This is a genomic window from Octadecabacter sp. SW4 (assembly GCF_008065155.1).
Lineage (GTDB): Bacteria > Pseudomonadota > Alphaproteobacteria > Rhodobacterales > Rhodobacteraceae > SW4.
Window position 1 is genome coordinate 3,237,168 of record NZ_CP042819.1, and the last position, 26,298, is coordinate 3,263,465.

A 26,298-nucleotide genomic window follows, 5' to 3' on the forward strand; every position below is an offset into this window, starting at 1 on the left:
GTTACACCTTTTCGTTTTGTTCACGGGCCATCAGCTCTTGGGCGAGTTCGCGATAAGCAACGCTACCCTTTGAAAGCGGGTCATAATCCAGCGCTGGCATCGCATAGGACGGCGCCTCGCTCAGGCGGACATTGCGCGGAATCTTGGTTTTGAAAACGAGGTCTCGCAAGTTTTCGCGCGCGTCGACCTCGACCTGTTGGGACAGGTTATTGCGACGATCATACATTGTCAGCACGATACCCTCGATGCGAAGCTTTTTGTTCGCTGTCTGGCGCACCTCGCGGACTGTCATCATCAGCTGCGACAACCCTTCTAGTGCGAAAAACTCGCTTTGTAGAGGCACCAAGACGGAATGCGCCGCAACCATCGCGTTAACCGTTAAGATGTTCAGGGATGGTGGGCAATCAATCAAGATATAATCAAGCGCCAGCGAGTCGAAAGCTGGCTGGCGCAGTGCGTCATGCAACAGAAAGCTGCGTTTTTCGTTGGCGGTCAGCTCGATATCAGCGGAACTCAGATCGGTTGTTGCGGGTATAATTGACAGGTTTTTAACTGTCGTGGGTTGAACAAGTTCATCCGGTGCGGCTTCACCAAGCAACAGGTCATAGGTTGTCAGGTCGCGGTCTTCGTTTTCGATGCCCAACCCGGTTGATGCGTTTCCCTGAGGGTCAAGATCGACAAGCAAAACCTTGCGGCCACGTTCGGCCAAAGCGGCGCCCAGGTTGATCGTCGTCGTCGTCTTACCGACACCGCCCTTTTGATTTGCGACCGCAATAATTTTCGTTTCTTTTGAACGACTAAAGTCGGGCACGGCTGATCCCTTCGATCTTGAGTATGCGGGCTTGCTGTTCGGTGATACTTTGGATCTCCTCTAAGGCAAAGTGCCAATCCAGACGCGCTATCGCTATTTCGTCGGTGGCACGCGCACCTTTGGGGAAAATAGCGCAACCCTGTGGCCTTAGATGTCGCACCGAGAGGGACAAAAGCTGCGATAGGTCCGCGAGCGCGCGGGCGCTGACGACATCAGCGTTTAACTGCTCGATCGCCTCGATCCGGCTGCAGATCACTTGGGAAGGTAGATCAAGCTCACGGGCCGCTGTTCGCAAAAACGCAGCCTTGCGCTGGTCACTTTCAACCAGCACGACCTGCGCTTGTGGCTTTTTTTCCTGGGCGATAACTGCAATCACAATTCCAGGAAATCCCCCACCGCTCCCCAGGTCAGCCCAGCGCTGCCAGATCGATGGCGCGATAGTGTAAATCTGTGCTGAATCAATGATATGCCGCTCCCAAAGGTGATCAACGGTGGCCTTTGAGACAAGATTGATCCCCTTTGTCCACTTTTTGACGAGCTGCTCGAATGCGCGAAGCTTATCCATTGTTTCACGTGAAACACGAAGGCCCGCACAAAGTTCGATCTGGTCCTGGTCCATCAGGCAGACTTGCGGTCTTTGAGTTTGCGCAGATGCGCGAGGATAAGAACCAGCGCGGCCGGTGTCATCCCGTCGATGCGCGACGCGTGCGCGAGCGAGCGTGGGGCGGCCTTGCTGAGTTTGTTCGCAAGCTCGTTTGAGAGGCCAGGAAGCCCTATATATTTAAAATCACTGGGAATCTCATGTGCCTCATCACGGGCCAGGCCTTCGATCTCCTTGATCTGCCGTTCGATATAGGTCGCATAGAGCGCGTCGCGCTTGATCTGCACCTGTGCCTCAGGGGGGATCGACGACAGGCCTGGCTCGATCTCCAACAAATGGGAAAAGTCAGCATCCGCAATTGTCAGCGCCGCGTATCCATCGCGCGTTTGGCTGTCCGGATTCACACGAATACCAACGCCATGCAACGCGCGGGCGCTAAATCGGGTATCCTTGAGTTGCCGAACGCCGCTTGCCAGTGCTGCCATTTTGACATCAAAGGCACGCGCGCGGACGTCAGATACAATCCCGAGGGTTTTCCCCAGGGGTGTCAGGCGTTGATCAGCGTTATCAGCGCGTAACGCAAGCCTAAATTCGGCGCGTGAGGTGAACATCCGGTAGGGTTCTGTCACCCCGCGCGTCACGAGATCGTCAATCATCACGCCGATGTAGGATGTCGCCCGGCTAAACAATACGGCATCTTTGTCCAAAGCGCGATGTGCCGCATTCAGCCCTGCGACAAGCCCCTGCGCCGCCGCCTCCTCGTAACCGGTTGTGCCATTGATCTGACCCGCAAGGAACAGCCCGGGAACGTCCCGCAGCTGCATATCAGCGCCAAGCGCTGTTGGGTCGACGTAATCATACTCAATCGCATATCCCGGCTGGGTAATCGTTGCGTCTTCAAGCCCGAAAATCGATTTGACGTAACTCTCTTGCACCTCGACGGGGAGCGATGTGGAAATGCCATTTGGATAGACCGTATGATCGTTAAGCCCTTCTGGTTCCAGGAAAACTTGGTGTGAATCTTTGTCGGCAAACCGCACAACCTTGTCCTCGATCGACGGACAATAGCGTGGTCCGACACCATCAATGTGGCCGCCATACATCGCTGAACGCGCCAGGTTCTCGCGGATAATGTCATGGGTCTGCGTGTTCGTATGTGTAATCCCGCAGGCGATCTGACGCGCTGTCGGGTGCCGCGACATAAACGAAAACATCTCAGGATCGTCGTCACCGGGCTGCATGTCCAGCCTATCCCAGGCAATCGTGCGACCATCAAGGCGGGGCGGCGTACCAGTTTTAAGCCGACCCAGCGCCAGGCCGAACCCATCCAGCCGTTCGGCCAACCGAATTGAGGGACGTTCGCCGACACGCCCACCGGGTTTGGCGACATCACCGATGTGAATCACCCCGCGCAAAAAAGTGCCCGTTGTCAAAACGACCGACTGCGCGGGTATTTGACTGCCATCAGCCAAAACGACGCCCGACACACGGTGGCCCACCATCATCAGGTCTGTCGCTTCGCCCTCAAGAACGGTGAGCCCGGCAACCGAGTGAATTTCGCGCTGCATTTCCTTGAGGTAGATCGCCCGATCTGACTGCGCGCGCGGCCCCTGCACCGCCGGGCCTTTCTTGCGGTTAAGCAGCCGGAACTGGATGCCTGCAAGGTCGGCGACCCGGCCCATAACCCCGTCCAAAGCATCAATTTCGCGCACCAAATGGCCCTTGCCCAGCCCGCCAATCGCCGGGTTGCACGACATCACACCAATACCTTTAGCGTTCAACGTCAACAGGGCCACGCGTGCACCAGCCCTGGCAGCAGCATGCGCGGCTTCAGCACCGGCATGGCCACCGCCAATCACCACCACGTCAAAATCAAAATGTTTCACGTGAAACGCTCCTCACTTGCCAATACAGAAGCTGACAAAAATCTCGTCAAGCAGGTCCTCAACGTCAACGCGCCCAACGAGAGCGTCCAGGCTGGCGATGGCCGCACGCAACTCCTCGGCAATCAAATCCGCTAGAGCCGTATCATTGCGCAACAGTCCCTCAACATTATCCAGACATTCAACACACGCCCGCATTGCCAGCTCGTGCCGTTCACGCACCGCTACACCAGCGGACATGACACGTTTTTGCAGCACTGCCGTAATCTTGGCAACCAATGCATCCACCCCAAGACCGGTTTTGCCAGAAACACTTGGCGCGTCACCAGCGTAGCTATCGCCCTTGGCGACAACAATAATATCACCCTCGCGAAAAAGGTCCGGCACGTCCGTCGCATCTTCGACCAGCAGCACCCGCAGGTCGGCAAGCGCCGCGCGTTCCAATCCACGCGAAATCCCGATTTCTTCGACGTAGTCACCTGTTTCACGAATACCAGCCGTATCAAGCAATGTGACAGGCAAACCGTCGAGATCCATGCGCACTTCTATCACGTCGCGCGTTGTCCCGGCGAACTCCGACGTAATCGCCGCATCCCGACCAGCAAGGCGATTCAGAAGCGTCGATTTCCCGACATTCGGAGCCCCGACGATGGCGACTTCAAACCCATCACGTATCCGCTCTGCGACCTTAACCCCGTCAATTTCACGTTTCAGATCTTGGGTCACGTCACCTAGCAGCGCACGCACCTCGGGATAGACATCAACCGGCACGTCCTCATCAACGAAATCAATTGTCGCCGCGACCAACGCGGCCGCGCGCACGAGCTTCTCGCGCCACATGGCCGCCCTGTCGCCCAGCGCGCCCGCAAATACCCGCATGGCTTGCTTGCGCTGCCCTTCGGTTTCGGCATCGATCAAATCAGCAAGTCCTTCGACCTGCGCGAGGTCAAGCCTACCGTTTTCAAGCGCACGGCGGGTAAACTCACCAGGCTCCGCTAACCGACCGCGCCCATCCCCGCCCAGAAGCGCAAGGGTTGCTTTCACAATAGCTGTGCTTCCATGAAGGTGCAGTTCAACGACAGTCTCGCCGGTAAAACTGTGACCTTCGGGGAAAACAAGAATCAACGCTTCGTCAATTATCTGCCCTTCACCATCGACAATACGGCGCAATCCGCGCCCGCCCGCTGGCAATTGCCCGCAATATGTCGTAGCCATCGCAAGGCTTTCCGGCCCCGAAATGCGTATGACTGCCAGCCCTGACTTTCCCCGCGCTGTGGCAAGAGCAAAGATAGTATCCATGTCTAACCTATTGTTTTATAACAATAGTTACGTGTTCATCGAATCAAAGAACTCGGCGTTCGACTTGGTCTGTTTCAATTTCGAAATCAGGAATTCGATCGCGTCTGTGGTGCCCATCGGATTCAGAATGCGCCGCAAGACAAATGTCTTTTGCAGGTCGATCTTGTCGACCAGCAGCTCTTCCTTGCGCGTGCCGGACTTGAGGATATCCATCGCAGGGAACACGCGCTTGTCAGCGACTTTCCGGTCAAGCACAATTTCCGAGTTACCCGTGCCTTTGAATTCTTCAAAGATCACCTCGTCCATCCGGCTGCCCGTATCAATCAGCGCAGTCGCGATAATGGTCAGCGAACCGCCTTCTTCGATGTTGCGCGCCGCCCCAAAGAAACGTTTGGGTCGCTGCAATGCGTTTGCATCGACACCGCCCGTCAGAACCTTGCCCGAAGATGGCACTGTCGTGTTGAACGCCCGTCCAAGTCGGGTAATCGAATCCAGCAGGATCACCACATCGCGCTTGTGCTCGACCAGTCTTTTCGCCTTCTCGATCACCATCTCGGACACCGCAACATGGCGTGATGCCGGTTCATCAAAGGTCGAAGAGACAACCTCGCCCTTAACAGAACGCTGCATATCGGTCACTTCTTCCGGTCGTTCATCAATCAGAAGCACGATCAGATAACACTCGGGGTGGTTCTTTTCGATGCTGTTGGCGATATTTTGCAACAAGACCGTTTTACCCGTCCGCGGTGGTGCGACGATCAGCGATCGCTGGCCTTTCCCAATTGGCGCAACCAGATCAATGATCCGCGCCGACCGATCCTTGATCGTCGGATCCTCGACTTCCATCGTCAGCCGCTCATCGGGATAAAGCGGGGTCAGGTTATCAAACGCGACCTTGTGTTTTGCCCGCTCCGGATCTTCAAAATTGATCTTTTCAACGCTCATCAACGCAAAATAGCGCTCGTTATCATTTGGCTCCTGAATAACCCCCTCTACGGTGTCACCGGTGCGCAGGCTGTGCAAGCGGATCATCTCGGGCGAGACATAGATATCATCCGGGCCTGGCAAATAGTTCGCCTCGGGTGACCGTAGAAACCCGAAACCGTCCTGCAAGACTTCAAGAACACCATCACCACCGATCACCCACTCGTCATCAGCCCGTTCCTTGAGGATGGCGAACATCATGTCGCCCTTGCGCATCGTCGATGCATTTTCGATCTCAAGCTCTTCGGCAAGGGACAGTAGATCCTTCGGGCTTTGTGCCTTCAGGTCGGCAAGATTCAAACGGTCTTGGGACATTCTTCGCCTCTCAGGCCAAAAGGCCTCGTCGTTGGACTAAAATTGGAAAATCTCAAACCCGGACGGGTTCCGCCTTGTCCTAGCTGTTTCAAGGCTACGCGTCAATCAATCCAAGGCAGGGGCAAGCTCTCGCAGGCCTACTTAAATAAATAGAAAAGAAAAGAAGGATGTTGTTGTAAGTAGGGATCGCCGAATCTGTGGATGGCTTTCCTATCCACCAAGTTATCCCAAGCCTAAAGTGAAAGACTTGCCAGAGGCCAGCGAAATTTGTTATTTAGTGCATTGTAAAATATGAATAATTTAAAAATGCGATGTCGTATTAAGTGTTTTGTAAGGGTTGACGCCCGCGAAACCTAAAACTTATCCACACCGGGAACTTATCCTTATCCATAAGGGATAAAGCGCGTGAACGATCCGTGGCCGAGCCTTCCATCCCCAGTCCGTTGTCGCCCTCTCTGATCACCCGTTTAATCTTCTGGATTTTCCCGTCATTCGTCACCAAGGTTATCCACATGAAAAAAGCGATCATTCTTGCGTCATCCTCGGAAATTCGCGCCCGTTTGCTGCAAAATGCGGGTGTGCCACATCAAGTGATTCCCGCGCGCATTGACGAAGAGTCGATTCGCCACTCGCTCTTGGCCGAGCAAGCGACGCCGCGTGATATCGCGGATGCGCTTGCTGAAATGAAAGCCAGAAAGATCTCTGAAAAGCATCCTGATGCGTTGGTGCTCGGTTGCGATCAGGTATTGGATTTTCGCGGCGAGTGCTTGTCCAAGCCTATCGATATCGAAGATGCAACGCGCCAGCTCACCCAGCTTCGCGGTCAAACCCACAGTCTGCTCTCGGCGGTTTGTCTTTATAGTGATGCCAAGCCTGAGTGGCGCCATGTTGGTAAGGTGCGCTTGACGATGCGCGAGATTTCAGATGCCTATCGCGACGATTATCTTGCCCGAAATTGGGATAGTCTGCGGTGGAGCGTTGGATGTTACAAACTGGAAGAAGAAGGCGCGCGCTTGTTTCAGAAGATAGAAGGTGATTACTTCACTGTTCTTGGTCTACCGTTGCTGGAACTCTTGTCATATCTTTCTCTTCGCGGAACACTACCCACATGACAGATCACAAGATCCCCCTTGCTGGTGTTATTGGCCATCCGATCGGCCACTCGAAATCACCCCAGTTGCATGGTCACTGGCTTAAAACCTATGGTTTGCCTGGTGCCTATATCGCGATGGATGTGCGCGAGGACGATCTTGAAGACGTCATTCGCACGTTGCCCAAGATGGGCTTCGTTGGCGTCAATATTACGATCCCCCATAAGGTCGCGATCTTGGATATTGCCGATCTGGTGACAGACCGCGCGACCCTGATCGGTGCCGCCAATACCTTGATCTTTCGCCGGGATGGCAAAATTCATGCTGACAATACGGATGGTTACGGTTTTATTGCAAATCTCAAACAGGGCGCACCGGGCTGGAACCCCAGTGCCGGACCGGCCGGGGTTTTGGGGGCCGGTGGGGCGGCCCGCGCAGTGGTTGCGTCATTGATCGATGTTGGAACCACCGAGATTTTTCTGGCGAACCGGACACGCCCCAAGGCCGAAGCCCTGAAAGCGGAATTTGGCTCGAAGGTGCGGGTTGTTGATTGGGTGCAGGCCGGCAATATGCTTGAGGATTGCGCGACGGTTGTGAACACAACTGCGCTTGGCATGACCGGCGGCGCTGAATTTCGTGTACCGCTTGATGGATTGCGGCGCGGCACTGTCGTGACCGATCTGGTCTATTCGCCGCTACGAACCAAACTGCTGGACGTAGCCGATGCCGCTGGCTGTGTCACGGTTGATGGGCTGGGCATGTTGTTGCATCAGGCCGTTCCTGGGTTTGAACGTTGGTTCGGTGTGCGACCCGACGTTGATGTGGCCACCCGGGCGGCAGTGTTACGATGACGTTCTTACTGGGATTGACCGGTTCTATTGGCATGGGCAAATCCACCACGGCGCAGATGTTTCGTGATGAGGGTATTCCAGTTTGGGATGCGGACGCGACGGTTCACGAGCTTTATCAAGCCGACGGTGCAGGCGCAAAAGCGCTTGCCGATATGTTACCCGAGGCGATAGAGAACGGCGCCGTATCGCGCCCAGCCCTGAAAAAGATGATCGCCGCAGACCTTAGCGTTTTGGCCGTGTTAGAGTCTATTATTCACCCTCTTGTCGCCGCAGATCGGGCCAAATTCATTGAAAACCATCCTGACGACCCGCTTGCCGTTTTTGATATCCCGCTTTTGTTTGAAACAAGCGCCGATGCCTGGCTGGATGCAATCGCTGTGGTCACCACTGATGAGGAAACCCAGAAACAGCGCGTATTGGCGCGTGATGGAATGACCGAGGCGCAGTTTGAAACAATACAGTCGCGCCAAATGCCGGATGCTGAAAAACGCGCTCGCGCGGATTATCTAATTCCGACCGATACTATGGACGGTGCCCGCGCTGCCGTGCGAGATGCGATTGCGAAGATCAAGCAAGGTAAAGCGGATGCGTGAAATTGTATTGGATACCGAAACAACGGGATTCGAACCCTTTGACGGCGACCGCATCGTTGAAATCGGCGCGGTCGAACTGCTGAATCATGTGCCCACGGGCCGCACCTATCATCAATACATCAATCCACAGCGGGAAATGCCTGCCGGCGCCTTTGCGGTGCATGGTTTGGGAGACGAATTTCTATCTGACAAACCAATATTTGCAGACATCGCCCAGGCCTTTGTGGATTTTGTCGGTGAGGCCAAAATGGTCATTCACAACGCCGCGTTTGATATGAAATTCCTGAATGCCGAACTTGGCTGGCTTAAACGACCGCTGCTGCCGCTGGACCAGGCGATCGACACGCTCGCCATTGCGCGCCGCAAATTCCCCGGATCACCTGCGTCATTGGATGCGCTTTGCCGCCGGTTCGGCATCGACAACTCGTCGCGCACGTTGCACGGCGCGCTTTTGGACAGCGAAATACTGGCCGAAGTGTATTTGGAATTGATTGGTGGGCGGCAGCCGGATTTCGGGCTGGCCACGTCAACTGCCCCCGGTCCGGAAACCACGCAAAGCCAGGATTGGCGCGCACGCCGACGCCCAACTCAACTGACAAAGCGTCTGACCGAAGCAGAAGCCGCCGCCCACGCTGATTTCATCGAAACCCTGGGCGACGGCGCTTTGTGGAAAAAACTGGACGTCTAAGCGTCTGCTCTTTGTTCGGCCGCGCGGCGGGCCAATTCGTTGCGATAAAGCGCAAGAAAATCAATCGTTTCAAGGTTCAGTGGTGGGAAACCGCCATCGCGTGTCACATCACTGACCACACGGCGCACGAAGGGAAATGTGATGCGCGGGCACTCGATCAGTAGATAAGGATGGATTTGCTCGTCCGGGACGCCTTCGATCTGGAAGATTCCAGCGTATTCCAGCTCGAGCAGGAACAGAACGTCTTTGCTCTCTTTGTTCGAAGACGTGACTTTCAGCTTGGTGATGACTTCGTATTGCCCTTCGACCGAACGTTTGCGCGCATCAAGGTTGACCTGAACAGCGATTTCAGGGGCAACTTCGCCTTTGACGCCCTTTTGCGCCATGACGTTTTCAAACGACATGTCACGAATATACTGCGCCAGCACGCGCTGGTTGATCTGCGGCGCCTGTGTCGCGCCATTCTGTGCGGGATCTTGTTCGTCGGCCATTTTAGGCATCTCCGGTTATCAAAAATAAGTTGGACGTGTCCTATCAGCCCAGCGCGCCAGCCTCAATGGTTAGTGCTTGGTCCAGCCGGACGGCCCGTGGGTCGGGCGCTTTTCGGGATCAACCTCTTCAAATTCGCCGTCAATCACCTGATCCTGCGGGCCACGAGGCCGCGGATTCTGGCCCATCTCGAAGGATTGCACATCCATGCGGGCGCGCAAGGCCTTGTAAACCGCCAGCCGGATCGCGGGCACAAGCAGGGCAAACCCTACAGCATCGGTAAAGAACCCAGGCGTCAAAAGCAGAGCCCCCGAAAACAGGATCATCGCGCCGTGGGCCAAGTGTTCTGTCGGATCAGTCAATTCGTTCATCGACTGGCGTAGGTTCGCCATTGCCTGTGCCCCTTGCGAGCGAACCAGTGCTGCGCCAAGGACAGCGGTCCCGATCACAATCACGAGCGTTGCCAGTAGCCCAATCGCGCCGCCGACCTGAATAAACAGCGCGATTTCGATCAGCGGAATGACTATGAACAGAATTAACAGCCACATTGCGGCACCTCATTGGTTGTTTCGGGCGTGGTGGACTTGATCACACCCCTGCCCTACATAAGTGCTAAGTAACTGCGTTTCCATGCCCGCCCGAAAGAGGCCTTTATGACAAACCCCGTGATCCAACTCTTAGTGCTTGCCGCCATCGCCATTTTCCTGATTCTGCGCCTGCGTAGTGTGCTTGGGACACGCGAAGGATTTGAGAAGCCGCCCGTGCCGCGTTCAGACCCTGATGCGAGCAAGGCGCGCCAGAAATTCGAAGTGATCGAAGGCGGACCGGATCGTGACATCACTGATCATGTCGCCGAGGACAGTGCCGCTGCCAGTGCGCTTGCGGCCATGAAAAAGGCTGATCCGACTTTCAGTGTCACCGAATTCCTGCAGGGTGCGCGCGGTGCCTATGAAATGATTCTGATGGCCTTTGAAAAGGGTGATTTGGAGCAAATCAGATCGTTCCTGAATGATGACGTCTATGAAGCGTTTGCCAGCGTCGTTGAAGCCCGCCATGCCGAAGGGATCACGATTGATGCGACGTTCGTCGGGATCAGCGATCTGGCCCTTGTCGCGGCTGAATTTGATGAAACCACCCGCGAGGGTGACGTCAGCGTGAAGTTTGTTGGTGAATTGACGTCCGTGGTGCGCAACGCGGCCGGCGAAGTTGTCGAAGGCAGCGCCACCGAAATCAAACGCCAGCGCGATATCTGGACGTTTGCACGCACGATGGGCAGCGACGATCCGAATTGGTTGTTGGTGGCAACGGGCGAATGATCTGGCAGGCCCTGGCAACTGCGGGCCTGCTACTGAACGCGGGGACGGGCATGGCCGACACGACATATCGGATGCTTTCGTTTGATACGCTGGATGGCTGGGCAGAAGATGACCATCAAGCCGCCCTTGACGTGTTCCTGAATACCTGCGGCGACCTGGAGGATCCCGATTGGCATGCGCTGTGCCAGATGGCCAAAGCTGGGACCGATCCGCGCGCATTTTTTGAATACGCATTTCAGCCTGTTCTGATCCAAGACGGCCAAGACCCGCTTTTTACAGGTTATTATGAACCCGAATTGCGCGGCGCGTTGGAACAGGGCGGCCGCTATCAATACCCGCTTTATGCGCTTCCGCCTGACATTGAGGAAGGCGCGCCGTGGTTGACCCGCCAAGAGATCGAAGAATCCGAAGCACTGGCGGGGCAGGGGCTTGAGATTGCGTGGATTGATGATCCGGTCGATGTGTTTTTCTTGCAAGTGCAGGGATCGGGCCGCGTTCGTTTGCCGGACGGGCGGATGATCCGTGTGGGGTATGGCGGTAAAAACGGCCATGAATATAGCTCGATCGGGGAAGAACTGGTGCGCCAGGGCATCTACCAGCCGCATGAGGTTTCCGCGCAGGTTATCCGCAACTGGGTGCGCGATAACCCCGAAGAAGGGCGCGCGCTGTTGTGGACAAACCAAAGCTATGTGTTTTTCCGAGAGGTGAGCGAAGTGCCCGCCGACCTTGGACCGCTTGGTGCGATGAACCGGTCAATCACCGCCATGCGGTCTATCGCCGTTGATCCGGCTTATGTTCCGCTTGGCGCTCCGGTCTGGATCGAGAAGGAAGGCGCTGTTCCACTGCACCGTCTGATGATTGCCCAAGACACCGGATCGGCGATCAAAGGCGCGCAGCGGGCCGATGTGTTTTTCGGCACGGGCGCGCAGGCGGGCCGCGCCGCCGGTCGGATCAGGGACGGCGGGCGTCTGATTGTGTTGATGCCGATTCAGCGCGCCTATGCATTGCTGTCCGAAGTCATCGAATGAATCGGCGGCCACGACACCTGAGTGCGGAAGAACGCGCATTGTGGGATCAGGTTGCCGGGCGGACCCAACCGATCAAGAAGCCCCGCGCAGTGCCCAAATCCATGCAACCGCGCCCGAAAAAAGTGCAGCCACCTGAACAGGCTCGTGCGATTGAACCGTTCAGGGTTGGACAAAATGTCGATCACCACGGCACGCATGATCTGCTGCCGTCGCTGTCGGCGCAGCTTGCGGGCGCGCCGGTGGCGATGGATCGCAAGTCCTTTGGCAAGCTCAAACGCGGCAAGCTAAGGCCGGAAGGCCGGATTGATCTGCACGGCATGACGCTTGATCAGGCGCATCCGGCGCTGGTGTCGTTTATTCTTTCATCACATGCGGCAGGCAAGCGGCTTGTTCTGGTGATTACCGGCAAGGGAAAGGATCGCGACGATGGCGGCCCGATCCCGACCCGCATGGGGGTATTGCGCCACCAGGTTCCGCAATGGCTGCGCGTTGGGCCGCTGGCCGGTGCCGTGCTGCAAGTAAGCGAGGCACATCTGAAGCACGGCGGGCACGGAGCATTTTACGTCTATCTACGTCGCCATCGCTAGGGCGCTGCGAAACCTGATAACCCCGACTGTCGCACACAGACCCGCCAGCAGAAAATAGACGGCGATGCTGATCATCTGTTCGGGAAAGGTGATTCCGAAATCAATCAGCGCCCCTGATACGCCGGGACCGATGGCCGAGCCAAACACCATGATTGCCGCCGCGATGGCCTTGATCGACCCAAGATGCCGGGTGCCGAAATATTCTGCCCAAAAGGATGCTGGAATCGTCGCTTGCATGCCCTGTCCAATCCCGAACACAGCCAATCCTATGGCGGCGTGACCGATGGTTTGCGCGAAAGCCAGGATTAGAAACGACAGCGCAAAAGGTAGCATATAGAACGGGATAAGCCGCCTGGCTCCGAACCGGTCAATTGCACCGCCGGACGCGAAAGTTGCGCCGATGGCTGCGCCAGTGAACAGCGGCATGAGAGCGACGAAACTGACCAGATCCCAGCCTTTGACCTCGGTCAGATGCACCTGTTGAAAAAACAGTGCTGTCCCCCAGGCGGGCGGCCCAAGCAATGCTGGCACCATGAGCCAAAACAGTGGGCTGCGTAACACCTGGCCCCGGGTCCAGTGTTTTCCACCCATGCCCAGGGCCTGATTTGCTTCGGCCATGCTTGAGGGTGTGCGTTCAAGCCGCAAAAGTCGCCGTTGAACAGGGATTGTGATCAGGACCAGAACGGCCGCCAAGACCCACAAGCCGCGCCAGGCAATCACGCCCAAAAGGGCGACGAATATGACGGGCAAGATCGCCTGCGCCACCGAAAATCCCATTGATGCGACCGAAAGCGCGCGCCCGCGGGTCGCGACAAACCAACGCGCCATCGAAACGGCTGAAAGCTGTGACATCATTCCCTGCCCGAAGAACCGCAAGGCAAAGATGACCGCGATCAGCACAACAGCATTTGGAACCGATGCCAACGCGAGACAAGCCAGCGCCAAACCAATGCTGATCCAGATCGCAAGCGTGCGCGCGCGAAACCGGTCCGTCAAAACGCCCGCGCCGATCATCGCGATCGCCGACAGCGTCGTGCCGAGGGTGTAAATTCCCCCCCACTGTCCGTCAGTTAGGCCGAATTCACCCCGAATTTCACCTGCAAAAAGCGAGATGAAATAGGTCTGTCCATAGGATGACGTGAATGCAAACAAGAACCCCGCAAATAGGAAGGCTGCGTTTTCACGAAGGAAGGATACCCAAGGCATGCGCCATCTTTGGGAGCGTTGAGCCGGAAAGGGAAGCGCAAATCGTTAGCGCGAACCCAACCACGGCGCGTTAAAGGACGTAGCGGCTGAGATCGGTTGAGCGCGACAGTTCGCCCAGATGCTGTTCGACGAAATCGGCGTCAACCTTGACGGTGTCGCCGGATCGATCAGGCGCGGCAAAGGAGAGATCTTCGAACACGCGCTCGAGCACCGTATAAAGACGACGCGCACCGATGTTTTCAACCGACTCGTTCACCTCGGCAGCGATTTTGGCAAGGGCGGCAATGCCATCATCGCTAAAATCGACAGTGACCTCTTCGGTTGCCATCAGGGCCGTGTATTGACGGGTCAGCGCATTATCGGTTTCGGTCAGGATACGCACAAAGTCGCCTTCGGTCAGGGCGCGTAGATTAACGCGGATCGGCAAGCGACCCTGCAGTTCGGGCAGCAGGTCTGAAGGTTTGGCGATATGGAACGCACCGGATGCAATGAATAGGATGTGGTCGGTTTTGATCGGCCCGTGCTTGGTGCTGACAGTCGTGCCTTCGATCAGCGGCAGCAGATCGCGCTGCACACCTTCGCGTGACACATCTGCGCCGCGCGCGTCTGCGTTGCGGCATACCTTGTCGATTTCATCCAGAAATACGATCCCGTTCTGTTCAACGGCGTCAAGCGCGGCCTTGTTCACGGTTTCATCGTCCAGCAGTTTGTCGGCTTCGTCCGAGATCAGCAGGCCATAGCTTTCGGCGACGGTGACCCGCTTTTTGATGGTGCGCCCGCCAAAGGCCTTACCAAAGATCGCACCGATATCCATCCCGGGCGCCATCCCCGGCTGGCCGGGAATATCCATACTGCCCAGGGGATTGGACGTATCGGCCAGCTCAAGCTCGATCATGGTATTATCAAGCTCTCCGGTATGCAGTTTCTTGCGGAACATGTCGCGTGTGCCCTCGCGCGCATCGCTTCCGGCAATCGCAGTAATCACACGCTCCTCGGCGGCGGCTTCGGCCTTGGCCTTGACGTCTTCGCGCATGTTCTCGCGCACCTGAACGATGGCGGCATCCATCAGATCACGGATGATCTGTTCGACGTCCCGACCGACATAGCCGACTTCGGTGAACTTTGTCGCCTCGACCTTGATAAAGGGCGCGCGGGCAAGTTTGGCCAGACGGCGGCTGATTTCGGTTTTGCCGACACCGGTGGGTCCGATCATCAGGATGTTCTTTGGATAAACCTCGTCACGTAGATCATCGCCCAACTGTTTGCGCCGCCAGCGATTACGCAGGGCCACGGCCACGGCGCGTTTGGCATCGCTTTGGCCGATGATAAACCGGTCAAGCTCGCTCACGATTTCGCGGGGGTCAGGTCTGTCATTTGCTGATCTTTTCTATAGTGAGGTTGCCGTTGGTGTAGACGCAGATATCGGCGGCAATTGCCATCGCGCGGCGTGCAATTTCTTCGGCGTCATAATCGCTGTCCATCAGGGCACGACCGGCGGCAAGGGCGAAATTACCGCCCGATCCGATCGCAGTCACATCGTGTTCCGGCTCGAGCACGTCGCCCGCGCCGGTGATGACATAAAGGTCAGCGCCATCTGTGACGATCAACATCGCCTCAAGCTTTTGCAGATATTTGTCGGTGCGCCAGTCCTTGGCCAGATCAACGCTGGCGCGCTGTAACTGTCCGGGTGTGGCCTCGAGCTTTTTCTCAAGCCGTTCAAGCAGGGTAAAGGCATCCGCCGTCGATCCGGCAAAGCCCGCGACAACATCATAGCCACCCGGCGACAGGCGGCGCACCTTGCGCGCGGTGCCTTTCATCACGGTCTGACCAACGCTGACCTGGCCGTCACCCGCGATGACGACTTCGCCACCCTTGCGCACGCCGATAATTGTCGTGCCGTGCCAGCCCGGAAACTCTTGATCTGCCATGACGTCATCCTTTCGCTTGCAAAGCTATATGGCGGCGCTGGGCGCACGACACAAGGTTTCCACAAAAAAGGGCGCCCGAAAGCGCCCGTTCTTGCCAAGTTTTGCGTGGCTTAAACCGATTCTTCGATCCAGCCCTTCAAGGCCGCTTTGGGGGCGGCGCCCGCTTTATTGGCGACAACTTCGCCGCCCTTGAACAGGAACAGCGCCGGAATACCACGCACACCCATCTGGGCCGGGGAATTTGGGTTATCGTCAACATTCACTTTGACGATTTTAACCTTGCCAGCCATCTCGTCCGACAATTCTTCCAATGCCGGGCCGATCTGTTTGCAGGGACCACACCACTCGGCCCAGAAATCTACGACAACGGGAATATCGGATTGGCGGACTTCGGCGTCAAATGTGTCGTCGGTAACTGCTACGGTTGCCATTGGGGTCTCCTTGGCCTGTGGGGCGCTTTGGCGCAAATCATATTGAAAGCGGAATGTATGGAGGCACCAGCAGGGCGTCAAGCCACGGTCACACCTTCGAGAGAAGTATCGAGCAAAGCATCGGAAAGCGTCATGAGTTCTGCCGTTGCGGTCCACAAAATGGCCGCTGAAATCCGGTGATCGGGATAGATTTGCGCAACTGCGTCACGGTAAACGGCCAGCTGCCGCACAAGGCCAAGTGGCGTTTTGTCCGGGTGATCGGGGACAAGACGGTTGGACTTGAAATCGACGATCAGCACGCTGTCGTCAGTGATGATCAGCCGGTCAATCGTTCCGTGCATGCGTCGCCCGTCAAGGGCGGTGATGTCGGCGGTAATGTCCACCTCGGACAGCGTCGTATCAGCAAAGACATGTGCCAGATGTGGTGCGATGATCAGGGCGCAGGTTTGCGTGATCAGCGTTTCGGCTTCGGCCGGATCAATTGGGTTAGGCTGTGACAGCATCAAGGCGCGGCCGATACTCGGGCGATCCGCTACAGGATAAAGCGGTAGGTGTTCCAGCAGCATGTGAATCAAGGAGCCACGTAACATTGCAACGTCGAGATCAAAGCTTGAGGGGTCTTCTGGCATGACTTTGGCGCCACCAAGACTGGAAGGCGAAAATGTGCCCAGATCGTGATTTGGCGCAGGAACAGAGCCGAAATCTGGCGGCGCTGGGCTGGCCATGGTGACCGGTTTTGACGTCACGATCGGCAAACCCTCCCAGTCAAGATGCCCAAGCCGCAACCCGTCGCCGCCCGGCAAAGGGTGCGTGACCGCGCCCGCATGCGCCATGCCGTCCGCAACAGTGCTATACCAGCTATCGTCAAGGTCACCGGTGTCACCGGCCGCGCACACGATCAGCCATTTTTCGGCGCGGGTCATCGCCACATATAGCAGTCGTCGACGTTCGCGACTTTGGGCGGCGACCATCGCATCGTGGATCTGCGTCATCGGCGGGGGCATGTCTTCCTTGCGGACCTTCCAAAGCACATTCGGGTCAGCGCGATAGATTTCACTGCGGATTTCGTTGGCCTTGGTGTTCTTGGCGGTGTCAGGCAGGATCACAATCGGCGACTCAAGCCCCTTTGCGCCATGCACGGTCATCACCCTGATCCGGTCCCCGGCGGAGTCCATCTGGCGCTTGACCTGCACGTCTTCGGTATCCAGCCAGTTCAGGAACCCAGTCAGGCTTGGCACCGCCGCGCGCTCATAAGCGAGCGCCTGCGTCAGAAGCGCGTCTATGCCGTCCTCGGCCTCGGGGCCAAGGCGGGCCAGCAGCAGTTTGCGCCCGTTGTGACGTGTCAGAATACGCCCGACCAGATCGTAAGGGCGCAAGAAATCAGCGTTCGACAGAAGATCGTCAAGAACGGCGTAAACATCTGACATAGCTGGGGAATCGCGCAGATTTTGCCAAAGATAACGGCCCTTGGGGCGACCGTGTGCCAGCGTAAACAATTGCTGTTCCGACAGGCCAAAAAGCGGTGAACGTAGGGCGGCAGCAAGCGACAAATCATCCTCGGGCAGCGCGACAAACTGCAACAGCGCGGTGATATCCTTGACCGCCAACTCTGCCGCCAGCTTCAACCGATCCGCACCCGCGACGTCCAGCCCCTTGGCCTTGCAGGCAGTGATGATTTCGCCAAACAGGTCACTGCGCCGCTGCACCAGGATCAGAAAATCACCGGCGGTGATGGGGCGACGTTCATAACTGTCAGTTCGACCAACTTCAGATGGAATAGTCTCTGATTTGATCATCCGATGAATCTCATTGGCGATCTGCTCAGCAAGCCTCACGGTGTGATGGCGCGCGCCCTTGGCGTCGACCGGCTTGAACCAGGGCTGGTCAGGGTCGCCGTTGTTTTCGGGTTCAATGGCGGGCCACAGATCAACACGACCGGGCATATTTTCCTTGAACGCTAGGTGGCTGACCTCGGACTCGAGCCCTTCGGCCCTTTCGCCCACAAACGTGTGATCAACCAAATTCAGAATCGCCCAGGACGACCGGAACGAATGTTCAAGCGACAGATCATGCAGTTCGGCATCTACGCGGGCCAGTTCTGCCTTGAAATGCGCGCGCATCCGGTCAAAACCCTCGGGGTCTGCACCTTGAAATGAATAGATCGACTGCTTTTTGTCGCCGACCACAAAGATCGTGCGCTTGCGATCGGGGCGCGCGCCTTCGCCGGTTGAAAATTCCTGCGCCAGATTCCTGATCACGGCCCACTGATCGGGGCTGGTATCCTGCGCCTCGTCGACCAATATGTGGTCGATCCCGCCGTCAAGCCGGAACAAGACCCACTGTGCGACGACCGGATCAGTCAGCAACGCGCGGGCCTTGCGAATTTGATCGTCAAAGCTCAGCATCCCGCGGCGCAGCTTGGCGTCTTCCATTTGCGGCACGAATTTTGATGCAAACGCGTAAAGCGCGCGGGTTTTTTCCAGCGCAGCGCAGGCATTCAGGTGCTGAAAAGCGGTGGCGGTGCGATCCATCCAGGCATGAACATCCTCGGCAATTGGCGCCATCGCCTCGACGGCCTTGCTGTGATTGCTAGGTGGAAAGTTGATGGATTTGCTGGTTTTGTCCTTTGCGTAAAGGAACTTGGAGAACAGCACAGTCAGGTCGTCCCATTGCGGGCTGGTCAAATTCAACGCGGCAAGATCGGCGGCAAAATTCACATAGGTTTTGGACTGCCCGGAAAATACCGCTGCCAGGTCGCTGACAATCGATGCCTCGCTCCCATCAAAGGCTATGTCGATGGCATCATCGCGCGAGGCATCTGGCTGCAATCCAAGGGCAGCCGCAAGCGCCGCTTCATCCATCTGTCCCAAAAATCGCGCGCCGTGACTGGCGATTTCAGCAGTGATCTTGCTCAGGCCTTCCCCCGAAAAATGCTGGGCGAGGCCGTGGACGACATCGGCGTCAGCCCCCAGCACCATTGCATCAACAACCTCGGCGCGTAGCAGCTCGGCGGCGCGATCCTCCATTTCGGTGAACTGTGGACTGATCCCTGCTTCAAGCGGGAAACGGCGCAGCAACCCCGCACAAAACGAGTGGATTGTCTGGATTTTCAAACCGCCTGGTGTCTCAATGGCGCCCGCAAAAAGAACACGCGCCTGGCGCAAAAGATGGGTATCGATCGACCCTAACTCGCCTAAATCGCGCAATTCGGCGCGAAGTTGCGAGTCGTCCATCATTGCCCATGCCCCCAACCGTTGGAACAGGCGGTTTTGCATCTCGCTCGCGGCGGCTTTGGTATAGGTCAGGCACAGGACGTTCTGCGGGTCGGTGCCCTTGAGCAATAGCCGGGCCACCCGATCCGTCAAAACACGGGTTTTGCCCGAACCGGCGTTCGCAGACAGCCAGGTTGAATTTTGCGGAGTCGACGCTTCGATTTGACGTTGCGTGGCTTCGTCCGGGGCGGTCATGTCAAATCCTCGGGTGCGATCCCGTCGCCGTCACCCCATTCGCCAAAGCGCGACAGGTGATCATAATCGCCGGTATCCGTGCGTTTCATATGCGCAAGACGGGCCGTGTAGCCACGCGGCTGGCGCATCCAGTCGCCGATCAGATCGTGAAATTCCGCCCAGACCTTATCGGGTGGATGTTCGTCAAACGGTGCAGCGATACATTTCGGATCGCTTCCCAGCCCGATATATACCGCAGCCTCGGTGCGTGCCCTGCCGATACTTTTGAACGCTGCGCGGTCCGCCATTGCGGCCAAAAGCAAAAGTTGCAGATCGAACCGCCCCTGTTCCTTTTGGCTGGGCGGCGCACCGGTCTTGTAGTCGTAAAGAATGACGCCGCCATTTGCGCAACGATCAATCCGGTCGGCCCGCCCTTTGATTTCAAAGTCCAGCCCCGTTAAGCGAAGCGCACCCTCGGCTTCGAAACCTTCGGGGGTGGCGATTGCGCGTCGTGCGGTATCCTCCGTCAGAAAGATGTCGATCACCCGCGTGAACCGCGCCAGCCACAACACCCGGTAGGCAGGCCAGGGGCACATTTCATCGATCGTGTCCCTTGCAACCTGCAACAGCGCGCTGCGCGCATCTGGATCGTCGGGCGCAGGGCCAGACCGCACAAAGCGTTCGAGAATTTTGTGCACAATGATACCGCGCAGCGGCGCATCAGCTTCTGGTGTCAATGGATCAAGCGGTTTCAAACCCAGAATACTGCGCGCGTAAATTGCATAGGGATCGCGGATCAGCGTTTTGATCTGGGTGACGGAAAGCCCTTTGGGGCGCGCACTTACCGGTGGGCGCGGCGATGGTCGCAATGCGGGCGCGGTGCGCTGATCCGGTGTGCTTAACTGTGTCGCCATTGCAAGCCAGCGGTCGCCACGCGCCTGCATCCTGGCAAGCAGTTCGGGCCCGCCCCCCTCATGCAGCCCACCAAGAAGGTTGGTTAAGCGATTCACCCAGCGGGACGGCACGGTTTCCGCCTCCTCCGAGCGCTGGGCGCGGGTAATCCAAACCTCTTTTCCGGCGACGGCCTGCTGAAAATCATGGGCTGCAAGGCCGATCCGGCGCTCTGGTAGCAGCAGCCCTGCATTAAGGCGCATTTTGCGATTGAGCCAAGGATCGGGCTTGGCGGCTTCGGGCCACGACCCTTCGTTCATGCCCCCAAGGATCACAAGATCGGCGCTTTGCACGCGCGCCTCGAGCGTGCCCCAAAACAGCACCTGCGGATGGCCCTTGTCGCGGTCACGCACTTCACCGGTGTTCAGAACGGCGCCGAACAGTTTTGCGTAGTCGCGGGGGCCAAGAACCCCGCCGGCATCCGCGTTCTGGACAAGGGTGTCGCAAATGCGCCTAGCCTCACGGCCCGCCGCCTCGTCCCAGAGCCCGCCTGATCCAGCGGCGTCTGGGCCAGCGGCCAAAAGGGCGGCCAGCCGTAAATGATCGCCAAGGTGTTCCGACAGACTGCGCGGGCCGGCATCGCCAATGCCGTCAAGCGCTATGACCAACCATTCGACCCAGGCCATACGCGCCGGATCGGGGTTTTTGCCATGGCCAGCCCAGGCCCGCAGACTGTCCGCATCAGGATAGGGCGGCCCGAAGCGGCGCAGCTGCAACTCCAGTTCGCGCGACCGCAAAAGATGCGCACCGCGCCCGGCGCTGCCGGAATGGGTCAGCGGATGTTTGAGAAGTGTCAGCAAGGCCTCGCCAGTCAATCGTTCGCCAAAAAGATCGGCAACGTGGCGCAAGAATCGCCCCGGCGGGCTAAGCGGCAAGGGCAGGCCGGCACTATCGTCCGGCGTGATATCCCAACGTTCCAGTGCGGCCGCGACCTGGCGTGTCAGCATCCGGTCAGGCGTGATCAAGGCCGCCGTTATGCCATCATCGACAGCTTGGCGCAGGCGCAGCGCAATCGCTTCGGCCTCGGCGCGTGGAGAGCTTGCGACGACGAGCGTGACATCTTTTGTGGCTTCGGTCAGATCCTTCAGATCTGCGCCCTCGGATTGCCATTGATCGGTGACGGGGGCGGGCCGCAATGCCAAAGACACTAACGCATTGCGAGGGTTTCCCTTGGCAGGTCCGTGCCACGACTGCACGTTGCGATGTGTCAGTGCCAAATCGCGCAGCAGGCGCACGAACCGGAACTGGGGATGATCCTCGCTGGTCAGCGCGTCTTCGAAACGATCCCAGACTGCATCAGGCATTTCAAAATCATACCCTGGAAGAACAACCGCGCCCTGCGGAAGCCCAGCGACAGCCTGCATGAACAGGGCGGTCGCCCCGCGTGATCCTGTCGAGCCGGCAACGATAATCGGATGTTGTGGCGGTGTTTCCTGCCAACGCGCAATCATGCGCTCAATCACATATCGCTGGCGCGCCTCTTGATCCGGTGGTTCCTGCGAAACGTCGAAATAGCGCTGCACGATGTCCACGAACTGCAGCGCCCGCGCCCAATGGCCGGATTGATCCGAGACATCAAGACCAGCGATTTTTTCGGGCGACACACCCTCGCCCTGCATTTCGTCCATCAAGGCGGCGAGGCTATCGGACAGGTCAAACAAAGCCGTGCGCGGGGCAAGGTCGGGCTGTCGTTCAAGCAGATCAGAGACAAGCACCGACAACTCAAGCCGCCGCCGCAGCGGTGCGATGGGTGGCGGCAAGTCTGCCGCGAGCGGATCAAGCGCCAGATCGGTCACCAGCCGTATGCGCGGCAAGAGGCGGGCCGGACCAGTATCAAACATCGATACAAGGCGGCGCTGCATCCTGCGCGTGTTGACGTAAACTTCGATTTTGGCGAAATCCTGAGGTGGCAGCGCGCCGCCACGATCAAGCAGGCCATCAACGAGGGCGCGCGCAAAATCGACTCCGGGCGGGAGGCCAAAAACGCGCGGTGTCTTTGCGGTCTTAAAAATCACAGAGCCCCTATTAACATTGCTTCGGCAACAGGAATGCTCTCGGGCCGTCCGACATCGCACCAGTTACCATCATAGACGACACCATAAAGACGCCGCCGCGCAAGCATATCGTTCCAAAAAACATGCATGGAAAATGCATCCTCGGGCACCTGCAACAGGGCGTCGGTGCGCATGATTTGTGCGCCTGTATAAATAGGCCCCGGCCCCCAGTCGATCCGGCCATCGGCGGCTATCTCAAAGTCACCTTTGCCCGCGTGGCCATGCGCACGGTCGTGGTCCACAAGCAGCAAGAGACCATCCATGTTGTCCGGGTTCCACGCGCCCGCGAGGGTTTCAAACGGGTTGGGCCCGCGCCACACGGCGTCAGTGTTCATCGTGAACACCGGACCTTCGCCCAAAAGCGGCAAGGCATGGCGCAGCCCGCCACCGGTTTCGCGCAGCAGGTCGGACTCGTCTGATATCGCCATATCGCGCCCGGCTAGATGGGCGCGCAGCATTGCGGCCTTGTAATGCACATTCACCACTTTGCGCGGGATATCGACAGCAAAACCCAGCACATGATCAAGCAATGTCTTACCCGCGACTGTGATCAGCGGTTTGGGCCGATCAGCAGTCAGGGGCGCCATACGCGTCCCCAGCCCGGCCGCAAAGAAAAGCACCGCATCAGGCATCCGCGCCGCGCAGTCTTGCGAGTGTCGCAACGTTTGGTTCAGGCAGTTGCCGCAAGACGATATCCTGTAGTTCACCCAGCCCAGGGTGCCGCAGATCATCAAGCAGATGTGCCCAGACCCGTGGCATATAGTCTAGATACCGCGCCTTTCCGTCGCGCAGGGACAAGCGTGCAAAAATACCAAGAATCCGTAGATTGCGCTGCACACCGATGGCGGCAAAGGCACTCGAAACGGCGCCGTCATTCAGTGCAGATTCACGCGTGAAATAGGCAATCATCTCTGCGCGCAACCTTGGGTCGACATCGCGTCGGGCATCGCGCAAAAGCGAAACCAGATCATACACGGGATGCGCAAGCAGCGCGTCTTGAAAATCGAGGAGGCCCACACGGGCATCGCCATGAAGGTCAGGGCACCAAATCAGATTTTCGGCGTGATAGTCGCGCAGCGCCAAAACGTAGGGTCCGTTGGCGAACTGACGCAGGGTCGTTGCAAGACAGGTCTGGATGGCTGACATATCCATCCCGGGCGCATACCAGTCTGCGACCAGCCCGACCATTTGCGGTCCAGCCTTGGGATCAAGGCGTTGCAATCCTGCCGGGGGCTTATGCCGGTGCAGCGTAACAAGAACGTCGATCGCAGCACGGTAAAGCTTGGTCGTGTCTGGTGGATGGCTTTCACCCCAGCGCGCAAAAACATTGTCGCCCAGGTCCTCGAGAATCAAAATGCCAGCGCCCGCGTCTGCGAAATGAATGGCGGGTGCGTGAAGTCCGCAGGCGTCAAGATGTTTGGCAATCCGCAGGAACGGTGCGGTGTCCTCGCCGTTTTCGGGCGGGGCATCCATGAGTATCACACTCTCGCCGGTATCCGGGTTCACCAGCCTTTCGTATCGCCGTGCCGACGCATCCCCGGCAAGCGGCAGACGCCCCCAAGTGGCCCAACGGGTTTCCGCCAGCAACCTTGTGATCCGTGTCGCGCGGTCAGTCAAAAACACCCTCCAACCGCTTTGCCCAGTCACGACCACCCTTGGCCGAGAGGCTGTGCGTCGTATCGTTGGCGTCTTTTGGAGCGGCCATTGTCAGCCAAAGCGCATTCTCTGGCGCGAGGGAGCCAAGCCGGTCAGGCCATTCGATCAGGCAGATCGCGTTCTCAAATGCCTGATCAAGGCCAAGCTCGATCAGGTCGTCGATCTGGGTCAGGCGATAGAGGTCGCAATGCCAGATTTCGACGTCGGCATCAGTGTAGGTCTGCACAAGGGTATATGTCGGTGATGGAATGTCCTCGCCTTCGCCGATACGCGCGCGAATGATTGCCCGCGCCAATGCGGATTTGCCCGCCCCAATCGGGCCTTCAAGCAGGATCGTGTCACCGGCAACACATATCCCGGCCAAACGGCGGGCAAGCGCAGCGGTTTCATCTTCGGATCTGAGAGCAATCGGGCCAGCGTGGAATTTCATTCTCCAAGACTATGTTCTTGGTCGCCACCCGCAAGTCAAATCACGAGCGCGCGGCAACAAAGGGTTCGGAATAACGGTCTTCGGACTCGGCCGCTCCTTGTGTCTTGGTAATGGAGAACCCGATCAAGGCAGACCCACCCGGCAGCGGTGTCATGCGGCAGTTCAACATGCGCCCGTCTTGCAGTTGCGCGCGAGCCTGCGCGGGTTCGCGTTCACCATAGGCGCTCACAAAATCGGTGATCCTTGCCCATGTGCCGGTCGGGGCGCATTGCTCCTGCCAGACTGCGACCTCTTGAGAGATGCGCTTGTCGGTCAGGCCCGTCCCACCGCCCGCGCCATACCACAGATCATCATAAGGCCGGTTCGAAAGCGTCATCTGGCCAGAGGGCGCAAAGACGGCAACAGCTTCGTCGATGGTGTCGAGAGCATGCTGACCAAGTTCGACCTGCGAGCGAAACCGGCGGGTCAGTGAAATCTCGGCGCTGATGTCCTCGAACAGGAACGCGATGGCCCCGTCGGGATGCGGACGACCCGTCACGCGGAGGGTTTCCCCACCCAAAAGGCTCCAGTTTTCGCAATAGGTGCCGTTGGCGGCTTGCGATTCAAAAGCGGACAGTTCCTCGCGCCATGTGGCATAGTTGCGTGGCTCGGGCAGGCGCTGAATCTCGCGCATCCGGTCCAGAATTGCGCTCAGCGTAGGGCGTGACGACAAGAATTCGACAGGAAGCTGGGTCAGGTCCAGCAGGGAGGGATTGAACATCACCAATCGGCGGCTGCGGTCAAAAACGGCCAAACCAATTGAAAGCTGGGCAAATGTCTTGGCAAGGGTTTGAACAAAATTCTTTTGCGCCACCTCGGCCTTGACGGCGGCGTTGGCGTCTACACCAAAATGGATCGATCCATGCCCGCGGCGCAGGCTCGTCACGTCAAACCAGGATTCCTTGTCATCATATGGTCCCTTGACGACAAGCCGTTCAACCAGGGGCGCATCGCCTTCGGCGCGACCAATATCATGAAACAGGGTTGCTGGCGGCCAAGGGGGCGTTTCATCGTCAAGTGTCGGTTCGATCTTTTCGATGACGTCCAAATAGGCGCGATTGGCCCATGTCACGACACCCTCGGCGTCCTGTTTCCAGATCAGTTGCGGTGCGGCCTCTCCCAGTCCGCGCAGGTTATCAAGCTCGTCCTCGATCGCTTCAAGAGTGATTGGATCGACCGTCTTGTCGGCGTCTGTCATGAACCCTTCGGAAAGGGTGATACGGGCAAGCCCTTCCCATAACTCAGCCTCGATGAAACCGGCACCCTGATCGGTGGCAGCAATCCGATCCTTGCCGTTCTTGGCCAGGTTGGAAAGCTGCGAACGGATGTGTGGGAAGCGGGGGCGCAGCAGCGTTATCAGCGCGTCCCAATCCGAAAGTCGGCTATCGCTGCGTCGCAACAATTTGCGCGCCTCGGGGGTGGCATTTACCAGCGTGTCATCGTCGAACAGGAAAACGACCGTGCTTTCAGCCTCGCGCAGCAGGGCGCGGGCGGTTTGACGCTCGCGTCGGCCCAGATAGGCCCATACGCCAAAAATAAGCGTCGCGGCGGCGATACCGGCAAAGGTTGCAAACACAATCTGGATTGATTCGGAAAAAACCATTCTGCTGCGATCTCCTTG

Annotated in this window: 24 protein-coding genes; 7 read left to right on the forward strand and 17 right to left on the reverse strand. The window is 57.7% G+C overall.

The genetic code is table 11. The features are described 5' to 3' along the window. Position 1 precedes the first annotated feature (1 nt). The 5 genes from FTO60_RS16055 to rho are packed head-to-tail and all read right to left on the reverse strand — an operon-like array spanning position 2 to position 5,893. Complete coding sequence (locus FTO60_RS16055; RefSeq protein ID WP_148056901.1) at positions 2 to 811, reverse strand: ParA family protein; 810 nt, start codon at positions 809 to 811, stop codon at positions 2 to 4. Then, positions 798 to 1,430, reverse strand: a complete 633-nt coding sequence (gene rsmG / locus FTO60_RS16060) for a 16S rRNA (guanine(527)-N(7))-methyltransferase RsmG (protein WP_148056902.1) — start codon at positions 1,428 to 1,430, stop codon at positions 798 to 800. The genes FTO60_RS16055 and rsmG overlap by 14 nt, the downstream gene beginning before the upstream one ends. Beyond that, entirely contained in the window at positions 1,430 to 3,298 is a 1,869-nt protein-coding gene (gene mnmG / locus FTO60_RS16065) for a tRNA uridine-5-carboxymethylaminomethyl(34) synthesis enzyme MnmG (RefSeq protein WP_148056903.1), read from the reverse strand. Before mnmG ends, rsmG begins: the two co-directional genes overlap by 1 nt. Before the next feature lie 12 nt (positions 3,299 to 3,310). Continuing rightward, positions 3,311 to 4,594, reverse strand: a complete 1,284-nt coding sequence (mnmE, locus tag FTO60_RS16070) for a tRNA uridine-5-carboxymethylaminomethyl(34) synthesis GTPase MnmE (protein WP_148056904.1) — start codon at positions 4,592 to 4,594, stop codon at positions 3,311 to 3,313. Positions 4,595 to 4,621: 27 nt separating this feature from the next. Further along, the gene (gene rho, locus FTO60_RS16075; RefSeq protein ID WP_148056905.1) at positions 4,622 to 5,893 is read right to left on the reverse strand and encodes a transcription termination factor Rho; all 1,272 of its coding nucleotides are present in this window, start codon (positions 5,891 to 5,893) and stop codon (positions 4,622 to 4,624) included. Positions 5,894 to 6,405: 512 nt separating this feature from the next. Here rho and FTO60_RS16080 point away from each other — a divergent pair. The 4 genes from FTO60_RS16080 to dnaQ are packed head-to-tail and all read left to right on the forward strand — an operon-like array spanning position 6,406 to position 9,116. Further along, complete coding sequence (locus FTO60_RS16080) at positions 6,406 to 7,005, forward strand: nucleoside triphosphate pyrophosphatase (protein WP_148056906.1); 600 nt, start codon at positions 6,406 to 6,408, stop codon at positions 7,003 to 7,005. Then, a complete protein-coding gene (locus tag FTO60_RS16085; RefSeq protein WP_148056907.1) occupies positions 7,002 to 7,835 on the forward strand; it encodes a shikimate dehydrogenase in 834 nt (277 codons plus the stop codon). Before FTO60_RS16080 ends, FTO60_RS16085 begins: the two co-directional genes overlap by 4 nt. Continuing rightward, entirely contained in the window at positions 7,832 to 8,428 is a 597-nt protein-coding gene (gene coaE, locus FTO60_RS16090; protein WP_148056908.1) for a dephospho-CoA kinase, read from the forward strand. The genes FTO60_RS16085 and coaE overlap by 4 nt, the downstream gene beginning before the upstream one ends. Continuing rightward, positions 8,421 to 9,116, forward strand: a complete 696-nt coding sequence (gene dnaQ, locus FTO60_RS16095) for a DNA polymerase III subunit epsilon (RefSeq protein WP_148056909.1) — start codon at positions 8,421 to 8,423, stop codon at positions 9,114 to 9,116. The genes coaE and dnaQ overlap by 8 nt, the downstream gene beginning before the upstream one ends. Here dnaQ and secB read toward each other — a convergent pair. Together secB and FTO60_RS16105 are read right to left on the reverse strand one after the other, a co-directional pair. Beyond that, complete coding sequence (gene secB, locus FTO60_RS16100; RefSeq protein ID WP_172623915.1) at positions 9,113 to 9,607, reverse strand: protein-export chaperone SecB; 495 nt, start codon at positions 9,605 to 9,607, stop codon at positions 9,113 to 9,115. The genes dnaQ and secB overlap by 4 nt on opposite strands. Positions 9,608 to 9,676: 69 nt before the next feature. Continuing rightward, positions 9,677 to 10,153 carry an FxsA family protein gene (locus tag FTO60_RS16105; protein ID WP_148056911.1) on the reverse strand — a complete coding sequence of 159 codons (477 nt, stop codon included), beginning with the start codon at positions 10,151 to 10,153 and terminating at the stop codon, positions 9,677 to 9,679. 105 nt (positions 10,154 to 10,258) lie between these two features. Here FTO60_RS16105 and FTO60_RS16110 point away from each other — a divergent pair, with 105 nt between their 5' ends. Genes FTO60_RS16110 through FTO60_RS16120 form a run of 3 tightly spaced genes read left to right on the forward strand, consistent with a single transcriptional unit; the run spans position 10,259 to position 12,536 of the window. After that, positions 10,259 to 10,921, forward strand: a complete 663-nt coding sequence (locus tag FTO60_RS16110; RefSeq protein WP_148056912.1) for a Tim44/TimA family putative adaptor protein — start codon at positions 10,259 to 10,261, stop codon at positions 10,919 to 10,921. Further along, positions 10,918 to 11,949, forward strand: a complete 1,032-nt coding sequence (locus FTO60_RS16115; RefSeq protein ID WP_254696834.1) for a murein transglycosylase A — start codon at positions 10,918 to 10,920, stop codon at positions 11,947 to 11,949. Before FTO60_RS16110 ends, FTO60_RS16115 begins: the two co-directional genes overlap by 4 nt. Further along, complete coding sequence (locus FTO60_RS16120; RefSeq protein ID WP_148056913.1) at positions 11,946 to 12,536, forward strand: Smr/MutS family protein; 591 nt, start codon at positions 11,946 to 11,948, stop codon at positions 12,534 to 12,536. The genes FTO60_RS16115 and FTO60_RS16120 overlap by 4 nt, the downstream gene beginning before the upstream one ends. Here FTO60_RS16120 and FTO60_RS16125 read toward each other — a convergent pair. From FTO60_RS16125 to FTO60_RS16170, 10 genes are all read right to left on the reverse strand, one after another. Then, the gene (locus FTO60_RS16125) at positions 12,519 to 13,742 is read right to left on the reverse strand and encodes an MFS transporter (protein WP_148056914.1); all 1,224 of its coding nucleotides are present in this window, start codon (positions 13,740 to 13,742) and stop codon (positions 12,519 to 12,521) included. The genes FTO60_RS16120 and FTO60_RS16125 overlap by 18 nt on opposite strands. Before the next feature lie 70 nt (positions 13,743 to 13,812). Further along, on the reverse strand, positions 13,813 to 15,093 hold the full coding sequence (gene hslU / locus FTO60_RS16130) for an ATP-dependent protease ATPase subunit HslU (RefSeq protein ID WP_148056915.1): 1,281 nt from the start codon (positions 15,091 to 15,093) through the stop codon (positions 13,813 to 13,815). A 19-nt stretch (positions 15,094 to 15,112) separates the two neighbouring features. Next, positions 15,113 to 15,670, reverse strand: a complete 558-nt coding sequence (gene hslV, locus FTO60_RS16135; protein ID WP_148056916.1) for an ATP-dependent protease subunit HslV — start codon at positions 15,668 to 15,670, stop codon at positions 15,113 to 15,115. A 110-nt stretch (positions 15,671 to 15,780) separates the two neighbouring features. Beyond that, positions 15,781 to 16,101, reverse strand: coding sequence for a thioredoxin (gene trxA / locus FTO60_RS16140; RefSeq protein WP_148056917.1), 321 nt, complete (start codon positions 16,099 to 16,101; stop codon positions 15,781 to 15,783). A 77-nt stretch (positions 16,102 to 16,178) separates the two neighbouring features. After that, positions 16,179 to 19,568: a double-strand break repair helicase AddA gene (gene addA, locus FTO60_RS16145; RefSeq protein WP_148056918.1), complete on the reverse strand. Its 3,390-nt coding sequence runs from the start codon at positions 19,566 to 19,568 to the stop codon at positions 16,179 to 16,181. Continuing rightward, a complete protein-coding gene (gene addB / locus FTO60_RS16150; protein ID WP_148056919.1) occupies positions 19,565 to 22,513 on the reverse strand; it encodes a double-strand break repair protein AddB in 2,949 nt (982 codons plus the stop codon). The genes addA and addB overlap by 4 nt, the downstream gene beginning before the upstream one ends. Then, the gene (locus FTO60_RS16155; RefSeq protein ID WP_148056920.1) at positions 22,510 to 23,184 is read right to left on the reverse strand and encodes a nucleotidyltransferase family protein; all 675 of its coding nucleotides are present in this window, start codon (positions 23,182 to 23,184) and stop codon (positions 22,510 to 22,512) included. Before FTO60_RS16155 ends, addB begins: the two co-directional genes overlap by 4 nt. Beyond that, positions 23,177 to 24,169: an aminoglycoside phosphotransferase family protein gene (locus FTO60_RS16160; RefSeq protein ID WP_148056921.1), complete on the reverse strand. Its 993-nt coding sequence runs from the start codon at positions 24,167 to 24,169 to the stop codon at positions 23,177 to 23,179. The genes FTO60_RS16155 and FTO60_RS16160 overlap by 8 nt, the downstream gene beginning before the upstream one ends. Next, on the reverse strand, positions 24,162 to 24,638 hold the full coding sequence (tsaE, locus tag FTO60_RS16165; protein WP_148056922.1) for a tRNA (adenosine(37)-N6)-threonylcarbamoyltransferase complex ATPase subunit type 1 TsaE: 477 nt from the start codon (positions 24,636 to 24,638) through the stop codon (positions 24,162 to 24,164). Before tsaE ends, FTO60_RS16160 begins: the two co-directional genes overlap by 8 nt. Positions 24,639 to 24,678: 40 nt before the next feature. Further along, the gene (locus tag FTO60_RS16170; RefSeq protein ID WP_148056923.1) at positions 24,679 to 26,280 is read right to left on the reverse strand and encodes a PAS-domain containing protein; all 1,602 of its coding nucleotides are present in this window, start codon (positions 26,278 to 26,280) and stop codon (positions 24,679 to 24,681) included. Positions 26,281 to 26,298 lie beyond the last annotated feature (18 nt).